The organism is Micromonospora sp. S4605, from assembly GCF_003176715.1.
Taxonomy (GTDB): domain Bacteria; phylum Actinomycetota; class Actinomycetes; order Mycobacteriales; family Micromonosporaceae; genus Micromonospora; species Micromonospora echinaurantiaca.
On sequence record NZ_QGSW01000138.1, the window covers coordinates 19526 to 39025 of the forward strand.

Below are 19500 nucleotides of genomic sequence, written 5' to 3' on the forward strand. Positions count from 1 at the left end.
CCGGGTTCGGGGTCAGCAGTACAGGTTGGCTCCGGCCGGTACGCCGAGGATGCCGACGAACTGCTGGTACCTGGTGACCCGGCTCTGCACCTGGGCGGGGTTGCCGCCGTTGCACTCGATCGAGCCGTTGATGCTGCGGATGGTCTCGCCGAACCCGGCGCCGGTGACCATCGCGTTGTGGGCGGTCATGGTGCCGGGCCCGTTCTGGGTCATCCAGTACCAGATGGCGGTCTTCCAGGCCACCGCGGCGTCGTTCTGCACCAGCCAGGGGTTGGTGAGCAGGGGCAGGCCGAGGGCGTTGCCGGCGGCGTTGTAGTTGAAGTTCCAGCTCAGCTGGATCGGCCCGCGCCCGTAGTAGGCGGCCTGCCCGGCGGGGCAGCCGTACGGCTGGCTGTAGTCGCAGTAGTGCGGGTAGTTCGCGCTGTTCTGCTCCACGATGTGGACGAGTCCGCCGGTCTCGTGGTGCACGTTCGCCAGGAACGCCGCGGCCTCCTGACGCTGGACGGTGGCGCTGCCGGTCTTCGTGAACGCCGGGTAGGCGCTGAGCGCGGCGACGAGCCCGGAGTACGTGTAGAAGGAGTTGCGGCTCGGGAACATCTGGTTGAACTGGGCCTCGCTGACCACGAAGCCGCCGGGGTTGGTGGGCGGGGGGCTGCTGGTGGGCGGCGTGCCGCCGCAGGTGTAGGGGTCCCAGTACCAGGTGCTGATGGTGGGGTCGTAGCCCGGGTTGTCGTGCTCGGCGATGTAGTACAGGCCGTTGGTGTACCGCACGACGGCCCCGGTGGTGTACCAGGTGCCGGCGACCCAGTTCGGGTAGCTGCAGCTGCCGGTGGGCGGCGGCGTGCTGCCGCCGCCGCACGCGCCGAGGTCCTGCCAGACCCCGGTGGTGCCCGGTGGTGCCTCGTTCTGGGTCCACCACTTCGCCTGGTAGTTGCGGCCGTTGTGGGAGACCTGGGCGCCGCCGGTGTAGACGGCCGAGGACTGCCAGGGGGCCGCGCAGGCGGCGGCCGACGCGGCGGTCGACGGGATGATCGCCACCAGTCCGCCGGCGACAGCGAGTGCCGCGAGCGCGACCAGGGCGCGCAGTCTGAGCATCTGACCACTCCTTCGGGTGAGACGGGCCGATGGCCGGTCCTCCATCGACGGGAGTGACTGTAACATTTTCTGTTCACAAACCTTACTATTGCTGGCATGACCCGTTCTGGGTGCCGGTGCATCACCGGCGCGGTTCGGGGAACCACCGGCCGGTGCCGGACGTGACCGCTCTGCCCTGGCCCCTGCCCTGGAGTGCCGGTGTGTTCGTCCTGGCCGGGGTCGTCACCGTCGCGGGGAGCATCCGCCTGGCCGGCCTCGGCGACGCCCTGGCCGACCGCACCGGCTGGGGCGAGGCCCTGTTCGGGGTGGTGTTCTTCGGCCTCGTCACCGGGCTGTCGGGCGTCATCATGACCATCGTCGCCGCCGGCAGCGGCGAGGCCAGCCTCGGCTACAGCAACGCCGTGGGTGGGATCGCCGCGCAGACCACGGCGGTCGCCGTCGCCGACGCCTTCCACCGACGGGCGAATCTCGAACACGCCGCCGCGTCCGTGTCGAACCTGCTCTCGGGCTGTCTGCTCATCGCGCTGCTCGCCCTCGCGCTGCTGGCCAGCTACGTCCCGGAGACCACCATCGCCGGGGTGGACCCGATGTCGGCCGTCCTCGTCGCCGCCTACGTCGGCGGGCTGGTGCTCATCCGCCGCGCCGGGGCACAACCGATGTGGCAGGCGATCGCCACCGCGGAGACCCGACCCGACGTCCCGCACAACGAGAACCCCCTGAACCGCCGATCGCCCGGTTGGCTGTGGAGCCGGTTCGCCGTCGTCGGGCTCCTGGTCGCCGCCGGCGGCTGGGTCGTGGCGCTGGCCGCCGAGAGCATCGTCGACGTCACCGGCCTCACCGCCGGGTTCGTCGGGGCGGTGCTCATGGGCATCGTCAACGCGCTGCCGGAGACCGTCACCGCCATCGCCGCCGTGCGCCGGGGCGCGGTCACCCTCGCCATCGCCGCCGTGCTCGGCGGCAACATCCTCGACGTGCTCACCCTGGTGGCCGGCGACGTGGCCTACCGGCAGGGATCGATCTACCACAGCGCTGGCGCTGCCGAACTGCTCGCCACGACCACCAGCCTCTTCATGACCGCCACGCTGCTCGGTGGCCTGCTCATCCGCCAGACCTGCGGATGGGGCCGGCTCGGCTTCGAAGGGATCCTGCTGCTGGTGAGCTACGCCACCATGATCCTCGTCCTCGCGCTCTGACGGCGCGGCCGCGGGCGCGGGCACGGCGGGCCGGTGCCGAGCGGGCAGCCCAATCTAGGCGGCGGTCAGCACGGCGGGCGGGACGGCGAGGCCGGCGCCGAAGACGTTGTCCGGGTCGTTCGCCGCCTTGATCCGGCGCAGCGCCGCCCAGTTCCCGGCGGTGAAGGCCGACGACATCCGGGACGGGTCGTGGAGGAAGTTGAGGAAGCCGCTGCCGATCCCGCAGCGGTCCAGCGCCGCCGCGGTCCGCGCCGACGCCACGGTGTCGAGGACGATCGACAGCGGCGCGTCCCGGTGGGCGGCGGCGCCGGAGTCGCGGGCGATGCGACCGCCCCAGTGGCGGATCTCGACCGTGCTGTCCGGCTCGTCCAGCAGTGCGGCGAGGAGGTCGTCGTCGAGCGTACGGACCTGGTCGAAGGTACGCGCGAAGGTCCCGCCCATCGCCGCGTGGGCGTAGTCGACGACCCGCATGCCGTCGTCGAGGACCGGTCCGGCGACCGTGCGCAGCGGTTCCAGCAGCGCGCGGCCCCGGTCGGGGTCACCGGCGTACATGGCCTTGAGCACGAGCGACCCGTCGCGGGTGAGCAGCACCGCTGAGCTGAGCGCGTCCGGCACCCGCTCGATCCACCGCCGGTAGTAGCCGAGCGTCTCGGCGGCCCGGTCCCGCCCGAAGGTGAGCGCGCCGGCGTACACCCGGGTGACCGGGTAGAGGCGGAACTCGAGCGCGGTGACCACGCCGAACGAGCCGCCGCCCCCACACAGCGCCCAGAACAGGTCGGGGTCGTGGTCGGCGCTGACCGTCCGCAGCGTGCCGTCGGCTGTGACGAGCTGTGCGCGCAGCACGCTGTCGGCTGCCAGGCCGTGCGCCCGGGCCAGCCAGCCCAGGCCGCCGCCCAGGGTGTAGCCGGTCACCCCCACGTCGGGCGAGGAACCGGAGAGCGGTGCGAGCCCGAACGGCGCGGCGGCCCGCAGCACGTCGCCCCAGCGGGCGCCGGGGCCGACGCGGGCGATCCGGCGGCCCGGGTCGACCACGACCGCCGCCATCGCGCCGGTGTGGAGCAGCAGCGCGCCGTCGTGCGCCACGTGCGTCCCGTGGCCGGTGGCCTGGACCGCGAAGGGCAGCGCGTGGCGCCGCGCGGCCAGCACCGCCCGGCGTACGTCGGCGGTGCCGGCGGCCCGGACCACGACGGCGGGCCGGGGGTCGAGCGCCGGATTGAGCGCCTTGCGGTGGTCGTCGTAACCCCCGTCGCCGGGCAGGAGGACGCGGCCGTCGATGCGCAGTGTCTGCTGAATCGTCATGCCGGTCAGACCAGAGGGTCCTCGCGGAGTCATCGCCGCGACAGCGATGACTTTCCCGGCGCCCGGCGGTCCTACCCGGATGAGCACCTCCACGATCCGGTTCGCCGTCGGTGCCGCGGTGACCCGCGCGGACCTGCCCGTCCTCTGCACCGACCTGGCCGACGTGCTGCGGGGCCGGGATCGTGGCGTGGTGATCTGCGACGTGACCGGCGTGACCCGCCCCGACCTGGTCACCATCGAGGCGCTGGCCCGGCTGCGGCTGACCGCGCGACGGCACGGTTGGCGGCTCGTGGTCAGCGGCGCCGGCGCGGGTCTGCGCGAGCTCGCCGGCCTGTTCGGCCTGACCGACGCGCTATTCGAGCCGGTCCGGCAGGCCGAACAGCGGGAACAGGCGGGCGGTGTCGAGGAAGTTGTTGACCGCGGCGATCCGCCCGGCTGAGAGCTCCAGCACGATCAGCGCCCACGGATCGTGCCCGGCGCCGTCGAGGCTGGGCCGGTACTGCCCGAACGCCGGCATGCCGTTCGCCACCACCGGCACCAGGCGGGACCCGCGGCAGCCGCTGCCGGTGCCGGACATCCAGGCGAGGATGTCGGCGTGGCCGCGCAGCCACAGCGGCAGCGGCGGCATCGACAGCGTCGCGTCCTCGTGCAGCAGGGTGGTGAGCGCTTCCAGGTCGTACGCCTCGAAGGCCCGCACGTAGCGGGTGAGCAGCGACCGCTGCTCGTCGTCCATCGGCCGGTGGACGTCGGCGCTGACGTCGGCGCTCGCGAGGGTGGCGCGGGCCCGCTGGAGCGCGCTGTTGACGCTCGCCACCGAGGTGTCGAGCAGGGTGGCCACCTCCTGGGCCGACCAGGCCAGCACCTCGCGCAGGATGAGCACGGCCCGCTGCCGCGGCGGCAGGTGCTGCAGCGCCGCGACGAACGCCAACCGGACCGACTCACGCCCGGCGACCACCTCCGCCGGGTCGCTGCCCTCGGGCAGGACCCGCTCGTCCGGCACCGGGCCCACCCAGATCTCCTCGGGGCGCGGCTCGCCCGGGTGGGTGGCCAAACCGGACCCGGCGGGGCCGAGGTCCATCGGTCGGACCCGACGTTGGGTGCTGGAGAGCATGCTCAGGCAGACGTTCGTCGCGATCCGGTACAGCCAGGTGCGCAGCGCCGCCCGCCCCTCGAAGCGGTCGAAGCCGCGCCAGGCCCGGACGAACGTGTCCTGCACGGCGTCCTCGGCCTCGAAGGCGGAGCCCAGCATCCGGTAGCAGTAGCCGGTCAGCTCCGGCCGGTACGCCTCCAGGTGCGCTTCGATCGGTGCGCTCGTCGCCACATCGCTCACCCGGACAACCGTAGCCGCCCGGCGGAGGAATTCATCTCCCCCGCGCCGATGAGTCCACGGTCCCGGTCTGGTCTACCAGGCGTCACTTCAGCACGGACAGCAGACGAGGAGCACGTCATGACCACCACGCAGTGGAGCGCCGAGACCACCACCGCCGGGCAGTACGCCGACGTCAACGGCGTCCACCTGTACTACGAGACGCACGGGACGGGCCGCCCGATGATCCTGCTGCACGGCGGCCTCGGCTCGGGTGAGATGTTCGGGCCCATCCTGCCGACGCTGGCCGAGCACCACCAGGTCGTCGCGGTCGACCTGCAGGGGCACGGCCGTACCGCCGACATCGACCGGCCGCTGGACGTGACGCTGATGGCCGACGACGTGGCCGCCCTCATCGACCACCTCGGCCTGGACAAGCCGGACGTCGTCGGCTTCTCCCTCGGTGGCGGCGTGGCGCTCCAGGTCGCGATCCGGCACCCGGAGAAGGTGGGCCGGGTGGTCTCGGCGTCGGCGAACATCCGCCGCAGCGCCATCTACCCGGAGATGCTCCAGCAGCAGGGCCAGGTCACCGGGGCGGCCGCCGAGTTCATGAAGGACACCCCGATGTACGAGCTGTACCAGCGGGTCGCGCCGCGCCCCGAGGACTTCCCCCGTCTGCTGGACAAGATCGGTGCGGCGATGGCGAAGGACTTCGACTTCACCGAGGAGGTGCGCGGCCTGCGGGTGCCGACCCTGGTGGTCGCCGCCGACGCCGACATGGCGCCGCCGAGCCACTACGTCGAGGTCTTCAACCTGCTCGACGGCGGGCTGCGCGACGGCGGCTGGGCGGGCGAGGGCCGGCCGAAGGGCGGCCACGCCCTGGCCATCCTGCCCGGGCTGACCCACTACAACCTCGCCGACTCCCCGCTCTTCGCCGCCGTCACGCTCGCCTTCCTGAACGAGGCGAACTGAGACACCGACGGGGTCGGCACGCCCGGCGGTCGCCTGGTCGACCGCCGGGCCGTCGGCCGTCCCGAGGAATCAGGGGTCGGGGAAGGAGCCGTCGCCGAACAGGACGCGGCCGGCCGCGGCCCGACCGATGGGCGTCCGCAGCAGCGTGAACGCCGCCGCCGCGACGGCGGGCGTACGCACCTGGGCCAGCCCCCGGCGCAGGGTCAGCCGGCCACGGAAGCGGGCCCGCAGGGCGGCCCCGTCGTACCGGGTCAACGCGTCCGGCCGACCCGTCCGCAGGGCCTCGTCGAGGACGGCGGCGGCGAGCTCGGACAGTCGCAGGCACGGGTCGAGGCCGCCGGCGGTGAGGGGCGAGACGGCACCCGCGGCGTCCCCCACGAGCAGCCCGTCGGCGCAGCTGATCCGGCGCAGCACACCGCCGACCGGGATCGGGCCGCCGCGCCGCTCGACCTGCTCGGGACGGTCGACGCCGGGCAGCCCGGGCGCCCCGGCGCGGAACCGCTGCAGGGCCCGCCGGAGACCGTCCGGGAAGCGGTCGGCGTAGCCGGCCACGCCGACGTGGGCGTGCCGGCCGTCGTTGACGACCCAGGCCAGGTAGCCGGGCGCGAGCGACGGGTCGAGCACGCAGTGGAACGCTGGCGCCGCGCCGCCGGCGGGGATCGCGAAGACCTCCTCGGCACCGACCAGCAAATGATTGTTGCGGTCCAGGGCGAGGTCCCGGGCCACCCGCGAGCGGGCGCCGTCGGCGCCGACGACGAACCGCGCCCGGACCCGGGTCGGGCCGTCCGGACCGACCAGCAGGACGCAGTCGCCCCGCCGTCCGTCGTAGCGGGTGCCGAGCAGGATCCGCACGCCGGCGTCAGCGGCGGCGCGGGCCGCCGCCACGTACAGCGCGGCCATGTCGGCCACCTGGTACTCGTCACGGTCACTGACCAGGGTCACCGGCCGGCGCAGCCCCGGCGGGTAGAGCACCACGCGTCGGATGGGTGGCCCGAGGCACCCGGGCGGCAACGCGAAGTCGTCGAGCGTACGCCGGACGAAGATCCCCGTGGTGCGGATCGCGCCGGTGAGCGTGGATCGCCGTTCCACCAGCAGCACCTCGTGGCCGGCCCGCGCGAGTTGCGTGGCCGTGTGCAGCCCGGCCAGCCCGGCCCCGACCACCAGCACGTCCACGGTCATCGGTTCGCGTCGTCGCGGATCAGCCGCAACCCGCCGAGCAGGAGCGCGCCGGCGGCCCAGGCCAGCAGGACCAGCACCGACGACGACGTCGTCATCCCCGGCACTCGGCCGAGCAGGAGGAACGCCGCGCCCGTCCCGGGCAGGACGTCGGCCAGCGCGGACATCCACTCGTAGCCGAACTGGGGTAGCAGCAGCGGCAGCACCAGCATCAGCAGGAACACCGCGACCAGGGCGCCGGCCGTGTTGCGCAGCAGGAAGCCGAGCCCGACGGCGATGACGGTGCCGGCCGCGAGGACGAAGGCGACGGTGGCCAGCACCTCGACGCCGTCGCCCACCGGCAGGCGGAGGGCCGGCCGGGCCGCGGTGAAGGCAGCCAGGGCGGAGGCGAGCGCGAGCAGCACCCCGGCGACCGTGGCGGCGCCGGCGGTGACGACGGTACGGACGACGAGAAGGACACCGCGGCGTGGCGTCCACTGCAGGGTCGGCACGATCCCGCCGGTGGCGTACTCGGCGGTGACAGCGGTCAGGGTGAGCGCGAGCAGGGCGAACTGCGCCGGCATGGCGGTGATCGCCGAGATGGCCCAGGCCGGTTCCCCCTGCGGCGGATCGGGGCTCGCGGCGGCCTCGAAGCCGGCGATCGTGCCGATCCCCACCGTCGCGGTGGCGGCCGCGGCCAGGAACCACCAGGTGGCCTTGACCGTCCACAGCCGGGTCCACTCGGCGGCGCAGGTACGCGCGAACAGGCGCCCGGTGGCGGGCTCGGCGGCCGCAGGGCGCTGGACGGGAATGGTCGACGAAGCGGTCACCGCTCCCCCTCCGTGCTCACCCGGACCGCCGTCCGCTGGCGGCCGTGGTACTCGACGTGGTTGCCGGTCAGTTCGAGGTACGCGTGCTCCAGGGACTGCTGGACCTCGGAGAGGTGGTGCAGCGGGAGGTGGCAGGAGTTGGCGACCTCGCCGACCTGCACCGCGGTGCCGCCCTCCACCCGCAGCTCGTCCGCCTCGACCCGCCGGACGGTGAGGCCGCGTTCCCGGAGCCGGGTGAGCAGCGCGTCCGCCTGCGTGCTGCGGACGCGTACCTCGACCTGTCCCAGTCCACGCAGGATGTCCTCGGTCGTCGCGTCGGCGATCAGGCGGCCCCGACCGATGACGATCAGCCGGTCGGCGGTCTGCTGCATCTCGCTCAACAGATGGCTGGAGACCAGCACGGTGCGCTGCTGATCGGCGAGTTCGCGCAGCAGCCCGCGGATCCAGCGGATGCCGTCCAGGTCCAGCCCGTTCATCGGCTCGTCGAACAGCAGCACGCGAGGGTCGGCGAGGAGCGCCGCGGCGATCCCGAGCCGCTGGCGCATGCCCAGCGAGTAGCCCTTGATCCGGCGGCGGGCCGCGCCGCCGAGGCCGACCTGCTCGATCACCTCCGCGACCCGGCGTTCCGGGATGCCGTTCGCCCGCGCGGCCACCCGGAGGTGGCTGCGTCCGGTGCGGCCGGGGTGCACGGCGCCGGGATCCAGCAGCGCACCGACCTCCCGGAGCGGCTCGCCGAGGGTCGCGAACGCCCGGCCGTTCACCAGGGCCCGGCCGGCGGTGGGTCGGTCGAGGCCGAGCACCATCCGCATCGTGGTGGACTTCCCCGCCCCGTTCGGGCCGAGGAACCCGGTGACCTTCCCCGGCTCGACGACGAAGCTCAGGTCGTCGACGGCCAGGACGTCGCCGTAGCGCTTCGTGAGCCCACGGACCTCGATCATCGGCGTCCTCCCCACGGGGGCCGCGGAACCGCCGCGGTGACGCCACCCTGCCCTGCGATCATGCATCGACTATCACGTGCTAACTATCGAAAGTCAATAGATATTGACCGCGAGTCGGGTGGTGGGAGGCAGGACGCCCTGGCTCGGCGGGGGCAAACCGGCCGTTCGCCCGGCCGGTCCCGCCGGCCCGATGCCGCCCGGCCGGCGAACCGCGCTGGCCGCCGCCCTTAGCACCAGTGCGAGCCCGAAGTGTGGGCGCCAAAAAGTTTTGTTCAGTTCCTACAAACGGTGCCGCGTAGGGTTCGGCGGTTACGACATGGCGCGGCCCGCCGGCAGGCGGAAAGGTGACCAATGCCGGAGGCGGGGGGCCTCGTGGCGCGTACATCGTGGGTCTACCGGAGGGGTCGGTCGGGTGTTCAGCCGTGTCGCCATCGTCAACCGTGGTGAGGCCGCGATGCGGCTCATCCACGCCGTCCGGGAGCTGGCCGCGGAGACCGGAGTCCGGATCGAGACCGTCGCCCTGTACACCGACGTCGACCGCACCGCCACGTTCGTGCGGGAGGCCGACACCGCCTACGACCTCGGTCCCGCGTCCGCCCGCCCGTACCTGGACCTGAAGGCGCTGGAGCGCGCGCTGGTGGAGACCGGGGCCGACGCCGCGTGGGTCGGCTGGGGCTTCGTCGCGGAGGACCCGGCGTTCGCGGAGCTGTGCGAGAAGGTCGGCGTCACCTTCGTCGGGCCGAGCCCCGAGGCGATGCGCAAGCTCGGTGACAAGATCGGCGCGAAGCTGATCGCCGAGGAGGTCGGCGTGCCGGTCGCGCCGTGGAGCCGGGGCGCGGTCGAGACCCTGGACGCCGCCCTGGCGTCGGCCGACGAGATCGGCTACCCACTGATGCTGAAGGCGACCGCCGGCGGCGGCGGGCGCGGCATCCGCGTGGTCGGCAACTCCGCCGAGCTGGCCGACGCGTACGAGCGCACCAGCCAGGAGGCGGCGCGGGCGTTCGGCAGCGGCGTGGTGTTCCTGGAGCGCCTGGTCACCGGCGCCCGGCACGTCGAGGTGCAGGTCATCGCGGACGGCCAGGGCACGGCGTGGGCGCTCGGGGTCCGCGACTGCTCGGTGCAGCGGCGCAACCAGAAGGTCATCGAGGAGTCGGCGTCGCCGGTGCTCAGCCCGGCGCAGGCCGCCGAGCTGAAGGCGTCGGCCGAGCGGCTGGCCGTCGCGGTCGGTTACCGGGGCGCGGCGACCGTCGAGTTCCTCTACCACCCGGGCGACCGGCTGTTCGCGTTCCTCGAGGTCAACACGCGGCTGCAGGTCGAGCACCCGATCACCGAGGCGACCACCGGGTTCGACCTGGTCAAGGCGCAGCTGCACGTCGCCGCGGGCGGGCGGCTCGACGGCGAGCCGCCGGCGGAGCGCGGGCACGCCATCGAGGCCCGGCTGAACGCCGAGGACCCGGACCGTGACTTCGCGCCGTCCCCGGGCCGGATCGCCCGGCTGGACCTGCCGGCCGGGCCGGGCATTCGGGTGGACACCGGCGTCAGCGAGGGCGACACCATCCCGGCCGACTTCGACTCGATGATCGCGAAGATCATCGCCTACGGCCGGGACCGCGACGAGGCGCTCGGCCGGCTGCGCCGGGCGATGGCGAACACCACGGTGATCATCGAGGGTGGCGCGACCAACAAGAGCTTCGTGCTCGACCTGCTCGACCAGCCCGAGGTCATCGACGCGAGCGCGGACACCGGCTGGATCGACCGGGTCCGCGGCGCCGGCCGGCTGGTCGCGCACCGGCACTCCGCCGTCGCGCTGGCCGCCGCCGCCATCGAGGCGTACGAGGAGGAGGAACGCGTCGAGCGGCAGCGGCTGCTGTCGACGGCGTCCGGCGGACGCCCGCAGGTGCGGCACGCCAGTGGCCGACCGCTCGACCTCAAGCTGCGCGGTGTCGGTTACCGCATGCGGGTGGCGCGGGTCGGGGCGCACCGGTTCCGGGTCGGCATCGAGGTGGGCGGGACCGTCCGCACCGCCGACGTCGAGCTGGACCGCTTCGACCGGCACACCGGGCAGATCGCCGTCAACGGCGCCCGGTACCGCCTGCTCACCGGGACGCACGGGCCGATCCACCTGGTCGAGGTGGACGGCGTGACGCACCGGATCAGCCGCGACGAGGGCGGTGTGGTCCGCTCGCCGATGCCGGCGCTGGTCGTCGCCACCCCGCTGGAGGTCGGCGCCGAGGTGGAGGCGGGCGCACCGGTGCTGGTGCTGGAGGCCATGAAGATGGAGACGGTGCTGCGGGCGCCGTTCAAGGCGCGGCTGAAGGAGTGCGCCGTCTCCGTGGGCAGCCAGGTGGAGGCCGGCGCGCCGTTGCTGCGGTTGGAACCGCTGGCCGAGGCGGCCGAGGAGGCCGCGGACGCCCCGGCCGCCGCGTCCGTCGAGCTGGACCTGCCGGCCGCGAACGGCGCGGTGCCGGTGCGGCAGCGTGCCGCGCGGGGCCGGGAGGACCTGCGCGGGCTGCTGCTCGGCTTCGACGTCGACCCGCACGACGACCGTCGGGTGCTCGACGACTACCTCGCCGCGCGACAGGTGGAGATGGCGGACGGCCACCGGCCGCTGGCCGAGGAACTCGACCTCGTCACCGCCTTCGTCGACCTCGCCGAGCTGAGCCGCAACCGGCCCACCGGCGAGGACGGCGGCGGGGAAGCCCACGTGCACAGCGCCCGCGAGTACTTCCACACCTACCTGCAGAGCCTCGACGTCGAGCGGGCCGGACTGCCGAGTTCGTTCCAGGCCAAGCTCGCCAAGGCGCTCGGGCACTACGGTGTCACGGACCTGGAGCGCAGCCCCGAGCTGGAAGCCGCCGTGTTCCGGATCTTCCTCGCCCAGCAGCGCGCGTCCGCCGACGCCACGGTCGTCGCGGCGCTGCTGCGCGCGTGGCTGCGGGAGTCCCCGCCGGACGAGACGCTGCGTGAGCCGGCGGGCCTCGCGCTGGAGCGGCTGGTGGCGGCCACGCAGGTCCGTTTCCCCGTGGTCGCCGACCTCGCCCGCGGCGTGGTGTTCGCCTGGTTCGCCCAGCCGCTGCTGCGCCGCAACCGCGCCCGCGTCTACGCGGAGGTCCGCCGGCACCTGCGCCACCTGGACGCGTACCCGGACGCGCCGGACCGCGCCGAGCGCGTCGCCGAGATGGTCCGCAGCACCGAGCCGCTGGTCCGGCTGCTCGGCCAGCGGCTGGTGCGCGACCACCTCGACAACGCGGTGATGCTCGAGGTGCTGACCCGGCGCTACTACGGCAACAAGGGGCTGACCCGGGTCGGCACCCACCGGGTCGCCGGGTGCACCTTCGTGGTCGCCGAGCGCGCCGACTCGTGCGTGGTCTCCGCCGCGGTGCGCTTCGACGCGCTGGGCGGCGCGCTGCGCGGGCTCGCCGAACTGGCCAGCGGTGAGGAGGCCATCGACGCCGACATCTACCTCGCCTGGGAGAGCCAGCCGGAGGACTTCGACGCGACGGTGGCCGAGTTGCTCGAGGTCATCAACGCGCACCCGCTGCCGCCGCAGGTCCGCCGGGTCACCACCACCGTCGCCGGTCGCGGCGGAGCGGTGATGCACCATCACTTCACGTTCCGCCCGTCGGGCGCCGGGATGGCCGAGGAGCGGCTGATCCGCGGCCTGCACCCCTACATCGCGCGGCGGATGCAGCTGGAGCGGCTGCACAGGTTCGACCTGACCCGGCTGCCATCGGCGGACGAGGAGGTCTACCTCTTCCGGTGCGTGGCCCGGGAGAACCCGTCGGACGAGCGGCTGATCGCGTTCGCGCAGGTGCGTGACCTGACCGAGCTGCGCGATCACGACGGCCGGCTGGTCGCGCTGCCGACGACCGAGGACACCGTGGCCGCCTGCCTCGACTCGATCCGCCGCGCCCAGTCGCGGCGCTCGTCGAAGTCGCGGTTCAACACCAACCGGATCGTGATCTACGTCTGGCCGCCGAGCGAGCTCACCCGCGAGGAGATGGAGATGATCGCCGGGCGCGTGCGCCCGACGACCGGGGGCGCCCGCCTGGAGGAGATCCTGTTCATCGCGCGCCAGCGCGACCGGACGACCGGCGAGCTGACCAAGATGGCGGTACGGATCTCCTTCGACGCCACCGGCGGCGCCAAGCTGACCATCGGCGAACCGCCGGTCGACCCGGTCGAGCCGCTCGACGACTACCGGCTGAAGGTGCTGCGGGCGGCCAGCCGCAACACGGTGTACCCGTACGAGCTGACCGGGCTGCTCGGCGACTTCGTCGAGCACGACCTCGACGACGACCACGCGCTGGTGCCCGTCGACCGACCCAGGGGGCGCAACACGGCGGCGATCGTCGCCGGTGTGGTCACCACGCCGACCCCGCGGCACCCGCACGGCGTCACCCGGGTCGTGCTGCTCGGCGACCCGACGAAGTCGCTGGGCGCGCTCTCCGAGCCGGAGTGCCGCCGGGTGATCGCCGCGCTGGACCTGGCCGAGCGGATGGGCGTGCCACTGGAGTGGTACGCGCTCTCCGCCGGCGCCCGGATCTCGATGACCTCGGGCACCGAGAACATGGACTGGGTGGCCGCGGCGCTCAAGCGGATCGTCGAGTTCACCCAGGCCGGCGGCGAGATCAACATCGTGGTCGCGGGGATCAACGTCGGTGCCCAGCCGTACTGGAACGCCGAGGCGACGATGCTCATGCACACCAAGGGCGTCCTGGTGATGACGCCGGACTCGGCGATGGTGCTCACCGGCAAGCAGTCGTTGGACTTCTCCGGCGGTGTGTCGGCCGAGGACAACTTCGGCATCGGCGGCTACGACCGGGTGATGGGCCCCAACGGGCAGGCGCAGTACTGGGCGCCGAGCCTGCCCGCCGCGCGGGACGTGCTGATGGCGCACTACGACCACACGTACGTCGCACCCGGCGAGGACGCGCCGCGGCGGGCGACCACCACCGACCCCACCGACCGGGACATCTCCGACTTCCCGCACACCGTGGCCGGCAGCGACTTCACCACGGTGGGCGAGATCTTCTCCGCCACCGCCAACCCGGACCGCAAGAAGCCGTTCGACATCCGCACCGTGATGCGGGCGCTCGCCGACCAGGACCACCCGGTGCTGGAACGCTGGGCCGGCATGGCCGACGCGGAGACCGCGGTGGTGCAGGACGTGCACCTCGGCGGCATCCCGGTGTGCCTGCTCGGCATCGAGTCGCGGTCGGTGCCCCGCCGGGGCTTCCCGCCCACCGACGGCCCGGACACCTACACCGCCGGCACGCTGTTCCCCCGCTCGTCGAAGAAGGCCGCGCGGGCGATCAACGCGGCCAGCGGCAACCGGCCGCTGGTGGTGCTGGCGAACCTGTCCGGCTTCGACGGCTCGCCCGAGTCGATGCGCAAGCTGCAACTGGAGTACGGCGCCGAGATCGGCCGCGCGATCGTGAACTTCCGCGGGCCCATCGTGTTCTGCGTGATCTCGCGGTACCACGGCGGGGCGTTCGTGGTGTTCTCGAAGGCGCTGAACCCGAACATGACCGTGCTGGCGCTGGAGGGCTCGTTCGCGTCGGTGCTCGGTGGCGCGCCCGCCGCCGCGGTGGTCTTCGCCGGTGACGTCGACGCCCGCACCGCGGCTGACCCGCGGGTACGGGACCTGGAAGCCCGGGCCGCGGCCGCCACCGGCGCGGACCGGGCCGCGCTGACCGCCGAACTCGACGAGCTCCGCGCGTCGGTACGGGCGGAGAAGCTCGGCGAGGTGGCCACGGAGTTCGACCGGGTGCACAGCATCCAGCGCGCGGTCGAGGTCGGCTCGGTCGACGCGGTGATCCGGGCGGCCGAACTCCGTCCGCGGGTCATCGAGGCCATCGAGGCACACCTTCGTTGACCCGCTCTGTCCACGCCGCCGCCCCCGGAAGCCCGATGGGTCGTCCGCTCGCCGGTCACCCCGTCGACGGCGCTTCCGGGGCGGCGCGCAGGGTGCGGAGCTGCCGACGTGAGCTGACTCCGAGCTTGGTGAACACCTTGCCGAGGTGCCACTCGACCGTGCGGGGGCTGATGAACAACTGAGCCGCTATCTCCTGGTTGGTGTGCCCCTCTCTGGCCAGCCTGGCGATCTGGGCCTCCTGGCTGGTGAGGGCGGTGAGGGTGCCGGCCGTCCGCCTGCGTACGGTTTCTCCGGTCGCCCCGAGCTCCCGGCGGGCGCGCTCGGCGAAACCGTCGGCGCCGAGCCGGCTGAAGGCGTCGTAGGCGGCTCGGAGCTGCGTACGGCTTTCCTGGCGGTGGTTGCGGCGGCGCAGCCACTCGCCGTACAGCAGCCGGGCGCGGGCCAGCTGGACGACGACGCGGCAGCGTCCGAGATGCTCGATCGCCTCCCGGTAGAGCGCATCGGCATCCCGGTCGTCGCCCAGTAGCGCGCGCGAGCAGGCCGCCACGCCCAGGGCCCACGCGGTTCCACTCGCGCTCGTGCGTTCGGTGAGCTTGTCCAGCGCCGCCGCGGCAACCTCCGGCTGTCCGCTGCGGACGGCCGCCTCGATCAGCTCGGCCAGTGCCCACCCGAAGAATCCGAGATCCTCGTACTGGCAGGCGCGGGTCGCGGCGGCCAGCGCGACGTCGTAGCGACCGAGGCCGTTGTACAGCACAGCGGTCGCGTACTCGGCGAGGCTGAGCACGCGTCCCTCACCCCGGACCGTCACCTCGTCGATGGTGGTCCGGATCAGGTCCCGTGCCTGGGATTCCTGTCCACGCCAGGCACCGAGCACCAGTGACGTGTACATCATCGGCACGCCGCCGGCCGCCTCCGAGATCGCTGTCGCCTCGTCGATCAGAGCCGCCGCGGTATCGAATCCGCCGGCGTGCACGTGAAAGGCCGCCTGGTAGGTCAGCGCCATCGGAAGCACGGAGAGCGCACCCGACTCGCGGGCGATGCGGACCGCGTCGGTCGCCATCTCGTGCCACGCGTCGTCGTCCCACAACTCCGGTGCGAGCGGCTCGGGTATCACCCGGAACGCCAGCCACAGCCAGCGCCTGTCCGCGTTCGTCGCGCCGGACTTCTGCTCCTGCCGCACGAGGTCCAGGGCACGCCGGAGAGCGTCGACGGCTGGCGCGCAGCGATCGATGATCAGGCCGGCCATGCCGTCCAGCAGGACGTCGACCGCCCGCGGCGGCGACGGCGGGGACGGTCCGGCACGCACCGCCTCGGCCACCTCCCGCTGGCCGGGCCCATCATTCAGCCGGCCGGCGAAGATCGCCGCACCCACCGCCTCCAGCAGGGTGTCCCGGGCGAGGGCGCCATCGAGAGGCGCGAGCCGGCGTGCGGCGTCGAGCAGAAGCCGCGGTGCGTCGGCACGACGTAGCTGGGCGAACACCAGTCGGGCTCGCAACCGCTCGAGGCGGGCGCGCTGCAGGTCGTCGAGGGGGCCGGCCTCCGCGACGGCCAGCAGGCTGTCGGCCTGCCCCGCCCCGCCGGCGTCGATGTCGAGCTCAGCGGCTGCCAGTGCCCGGGTGACGCGCCGCGCGGGATCGGGCGTCAGCTCCGCCGCACGCCGCAGGAACGCGGCCGCCGCCGCCGCTCCGCCTCTGCCCTGCGCCCGGTCGGCCGACCTTTCCAGGTCGACGGCCACGCTCTCATCGGGCCCGGTGGCGGCCTGAGCGCGATGCCACGCCCGGCGGTCGGGATCAAGGTGGGCATCGGTGGCCTGTGCCAACGCCCGGTGCGCCGCCCGGCGGTCGGGCGGGGGCGTCCGCTGGTAGACGGCAGAGCGCACCAGCGGGTGGTGGAACCGCACCCTGGCACCGAACTCGACCAGTCCTTCACTCTCGGCCGGCGCCGCGGCGTCCACCGGGATCTCCTGCAGGCCGGCTGCGCGCCACAGCAGGGCCCCGTCGCCGGTCGGCTCAGCCGCAGCGGTCAGCAGAAGCCGCTGACTGTCGGGAGGCAGGGACAGGAAGTGCTGGAAGATGGCGCTTTCGACGTGGCTCGCCAGCGAACGGCTGCCGCGAAGCCCGTATCCGCCCGCCAGCTCAGCGGGTGCGAGGGCGCGTGGCAGATGCAGCAGGGCCATCGGGTTGCCGTGCGCCTCGGCGACGATCCGATCCCGCACCAGCGGGTCGAGCGGCGCGCGGACGGCCGCAGCCAGCAGCGCACGCGCGTCGGGCTCGCTCAGGCCCTCGACGACCAGCTCCGGCAGGCCGGCCAGCCTGCGGTCGTCATCGGGCTCCCGCAGCGCGAAGATCAGGGCCACCGGCTCGGCCATCAACCGCCGGGCGACGAACGCCAGCACCTGTATGGATCCCTCATCCAGCCACTGCGCGTCGTCGACGAAGCAGGCCAGCGGCTGATCCTCGGCGACGCAGGCCAGCAGACTGAGCACCGCCAGGCCGACCAGGAATCGATCGGGCGCCGCGCCCTCGCGCAGTCCGAGCGCGACGGACAACGCGTCGCGCTGCGGTCCAGGCAGCTCGTGAAGCTGACCCAGCATGGGCGCGCAGAGCTGATGCAGGCCCGCGAACGGCAGCCCCATCTCCGACTCGATGCCGGCGACGCCAGCCGTACGGAACCCGACGGCCCGACCGGCCGCGTGGTCCAGCAACGCGGTCTTGCCGATCCCTGCCTCACCGCGCAGAACCAGGACCGCGCTGTCACCCGCCCGCGCCGTGGCCAGCACCCGCTCCAGCGCGGCCAGCTCAGGGGCCCGTCCCCGCAGTTCGACCCGCGTGTCGATGGCGGGCACCCCCATGAGTCGATCTTCCTGGTCCACCACCGGTAGGCCGTTCGGCCAATACGGTCATGGTAGTCAAATCGGGGCGGTTCACCTGGGCAACCCTCAACGGGGGCGATCCGGTCCGCCCCCTGTCCGCGCGGTGCCCGTTCTTTCGGCTCTTTCCCCTGTCACAGGTGGCAGGCGTCCGCAGACGCACGTGACACGACCAGACGGGTCCGGCGCGACACCTCCCGGGTCCGGCCCGGGGGCCAGACCCGGGGGTTTCCCTGGGGCGAGGCACACGCGCCTCGGCGATCGTGGACGGGCCGGTGACACAGGGTCACCGACGGGCGACGAGGGATCGGCCGGCGGCCGTAGCGGCCCGATGGCCGGGGCGACCGGTGCATGCCGTTCATCCGACAGAGGGCGAAACGCCCATCTCTGCCCCCATGACGCACAGCAAAGGAACCACATGTCTGCCACACCTGACGTGCGGCCGTTCAGGGTCGAGGTCCCCGAGGCGGATCTCGAGGATCTGCGCACGCGGATCCTGGCCACCCGCTGGCCCGAGAAGGAGACCGTCGACGACCAGTCGCAGGGCCCGCAGCTCGCCACGATGAAGAAGCTCGCGCGCTACTGGGTCGAGGAGTACGACTGGCGCAAGGTCGAGGCGCGGCTGAACTCCCTGCCGCACTTCCTCACCGAGATCGACGGGCTGGACATCCACTTCGTCCACGTGCGTTCGAAGCACGAGAACGCCATGCCGCTCATCGTCGCGCACGGCTGGCCGGGTTCGATCATCGAGCAGCTCAAGATCATTGAGCCGCTGACCGACCCGACGGCGCACGGCGGCCGCGCCGAGGACGCCTTCCACGTGGTGATCCCCTCGATGCCCGGCTACGGGTACTCGGGCAAACCGACGACGACCGGCTGGGGCCCGGACCGCATCGGTCGCGCCTGGGTGACCCTGATGAAGCGCCTCGGCTACGACCGGTTCGTGGCGCAGGGCGGCGACTGGGGCGCGATCGTGGTGGATCTGATGGCCGCGGAGGCGCCCGAGGGGCTGCTCGGCATCCACACCAACATGGCCGGCGTGATCCCGGCGGAGATCGACAACCTGTTCCAGAAGAACATCATCGGGGCGGCCAACGCGCTGGAGAATCTGCCCGCCGGCCTCTCCGACGAGGAGCGGAAGGCGTGCGAGCAGCTCGACTTCGTGTGGAAGCACGTCACGTACGCCCTTCAGATGGCGGCTCGCCCGCAGACGCTGACCGGGTTGGCGGACTCGCCCGTCTTCCTGGCCGCGTGGATGCTCGACCATGACGCGGCGAGCCTGGCGCTGATCTCCCGGTCGTTCGCCGGCGTGCCCGAGGGCCTGACGCGCGACGACGTCCTCGACAACATCACCCATTTCTGGCTGACGAACTCGGGGGTCTCCGCGGCGCGGCTGTACGCGGAGAACAGGTTCTCGTTCTTCGGCGTCAAGGGCACCACGATCCCGGTCGCGGTGAGCGTCTTCCCCGACGAGCTCTACCAGGCGCCGAAGAGCTGGGCGCAGCAGGCGTACCCCAAGCTGGTCCACTACAACCGGCTCGAGAAGGGCGGGCACTTCGCGGCCTGGGAGCAGCCGCAGGCGTTGGTGGCGGAGGTCCGCGCGGGCTTCCGGTCGCTGCGCTAGCCGACCGTGTCCGGACGTCTGAACAGCCGCTGACCCGCGGGGCGGCCGGGTGGCTCGACTGTGCGCCACTCGGCCGCCCCGAGCCGCACTGGCGTCGGGAATCGCGAGCGAGCCCCGCCCGATCCACCGCCGATGTCCGATGCTCGGCATCGGCCCCCGCGCGAGGGCCTGACCGGCGACGGTTGGGCCCGGCCGGGTGGGGTACACCGCCGCGACTGGCGGGGCGGTCCCGGCCGGGTTCGCCCGGCTCGGGACCGCCGGGACGGCGCGGGGGGCCGATGTCGGATGGGTCAGCGCGGTGGGGCGGGCCGGGGACGCCCGACGACGGGGGGGGGTTGCGG

General features: G+C 73.2%; 12 protein-coding genes. 5 read left to right on the plus strand and 7 right to left on the minus strand.

Features of this window, described 5'->3' with window-relative positions:
• Positions 1 to 12: 12 nt before the first annotated feature.
• The gene (locus DLJ47_RS09555) at positions 13 to 1095 is read right to left on the minus strand and encodes a glycoside hydrolase family 19 protein (RefSeq protein ID WP_109899694.1); all 1083 of its coding nucleotides are present in this window, start codon (positions 1093 to 1095) and stop codon (positions 13 to 15) included.
• A 152-nt stretch (positions 1096 to 1247) separates the two neighbouring features.
• Here DLJ47_RS09555 and DLJ47_RS09560 point away from each other — a divergent pair, with 152 nt between their 5' ends.
• Positions 1248 to 2288, plus strand: a complete 1041-nt coding sequence (locus tag DLJ47_RS09560) for a sodium:calcium antiporter (RefSeq protein ID WP_109899706.1) — start codon at positions 1248 to 1250, stop codon at positions 2286 to 2288.
• A gap of 54 nt (positions 2289 to 2342) precedes the next feature.
• On the opposite strand, the gene DLJ47_RS09565 is transcribed toward DLJ47_RS09560, so the two are convergent.
• A complete protein-coding gene (locus tag DLJ47_RS09565) occupies positions 2343 to 3587 on the minus strand; it encodes an FAD-binding oxidoreductase (protein ID WP_158289803.1) in 1245 nt (414 codons plus the stop codon).
• Positions 3588 to 3666: 79 nt separating this feature from the next.
• On the opposite strand from DLJ47_RS09565, the gene DLJ47_RS09570 reads away from it, so the two are divergent.
• Positions 3667 to 4026: an STAS domain-containing protein gene (locus DLJ47_RS09570; protein ID WP_199235767.1), complete on the plus strand. Its 360-nt coding sequence runs from the start codon at positions 3667 to 3669 to the stop codon at positions 4024 to 4026.
• Here the strand turns inward: DLJ47_RS09570 and DLJ47_RS09575 are convergent.
• Entirely contained in the window at positions 3940 to 4917 is a 978-nt protein-coding gene (locus DLJ47_RS09575) for a sigma-70 family RNA polymerase sigma factor (protein ID WP_109899697.1), read from the minus strand. The two genes, DLJ47_RS09570 and DLJ47_RS09575, sit on opposite strands and share 87 nt — an antisense overlap.
• 117 nt (positions 4918 to 5034) lie before the next feature.
• Between DLJ47_RS09575 and DLJ47_RS09580 the strand changes: the two genes are divergently transcribed.
• Positions 5035 to 5865, plus strand: a complete 831-nt coding sequence (locus DLJ47_RS09580; protein WP_109899698.1) for an alpha/beta fold hydrolase — start codon at positions 5035 to 5037, stop codon at positions 5863 to 5865.
• A gap of 69 nt (positions 5866 to 5934) precedes the next feature.
• On the opposite strand, the gene DLJ47_RS09585 is transcribed toward DLJ47_RS09580, so the two are convergent.
• Genes DLJ47_RS09585 through DLJ47_RS09595 form a run of 3 tightly spaced genes read right to left on the minus strand, consistent with a single transcriptional unit; the run spans position 5935 to position 8788 of the window.
• Positions 5935 to 7044 carry an FAD-dependent oxidoreductase gene (locus DLJ47_RS09585; protein WP_109899699.1) on the minus strand — a complete coding sequence of 370 codons (1110 nt, stop codon included), beginning with the start codon at positions 7042 to 7044 and terminating at the stop codon, positions 5935 to 5937.
• Entirely contained in the window at positions 7041 to 7850 is an 810-nt protein-coding gene (locus tag DLJ47_RS09590; RefSeq protein WP_109899700.1) for a hypothetical protein, read from the minus strand. The genes DLJ47_RS09585 and DLJ47_RS09590 overlap by 4 nt, the downstream gene beginning before the upstream one ends.
• A complete protein-coding gene (locus tag DLJ47_RS09595) occupies positions 7847 to 8788 on the minus strand; it encodes an ABC transporter ATP-binding protein (protein ID WP_109899701.1) in 942 nt (313 codons plus the stop codon). Before DLJ47_RS09595 ends, DLJ47_RS09590 begins: the two co-directional genes overlap by 4 nt.
• A gap of 412 nt (positions 8789 to 9200) precedes the next feature.
• Here DLJ47_RS09595 and DLJ47_RS09600 point away from each other — a divergent pair, with 412 nt between their 5' ends.
• Positions 9201 to 14666 carry an ATP-binding protein gene (locus DLJ47_RS09600; protein ID WP_109899702.1) on the plus strand — a complete coding sequence of 1822 codons (5466 nt, stop codon included), beginning with the start codon at positions 9201 to 9203 and terminating at the stop codon, positions 14664 to 14666.
• A 55-nt stretch (positions 14667 to 14721) separates the two neighbouring features.
• Here the strand turns inward: DLJ47_RS09600 and DLJ47_RS09605 are convergent, their stop codons facing one another.
• Positions 14722 to 17511, minus strand: coding sequence for a helix-turn-helix transcriptional regulator (locus tag DLJ47_RS09605; protein WP_233257743.1), 2790 nt, complete (start codon positions 17509 to 17511; stop codon positions 14722 to 14724).
• Positions 17512 to 17953: 442 nt separating this feature from the next.
• Between DLJ47_RS09605 and DLJ47_RS09610 the strand changes: the two genes are divergently transcribed.
• Positions 17954 to 19159: an epoxide hydrolase family protein gene (locus tag DLJ47_RS09610; RefSeq protein ID WP_109899704.1), complete on the plus strand. Its 1206-nt coding sequence runs from the start codon at positions 17954 to 17956 to the stop codon at positions 19157 to 19159.
• The last annotated feature ends 341 nt before the right edge of the window (positions 19160 to 19500 follow it).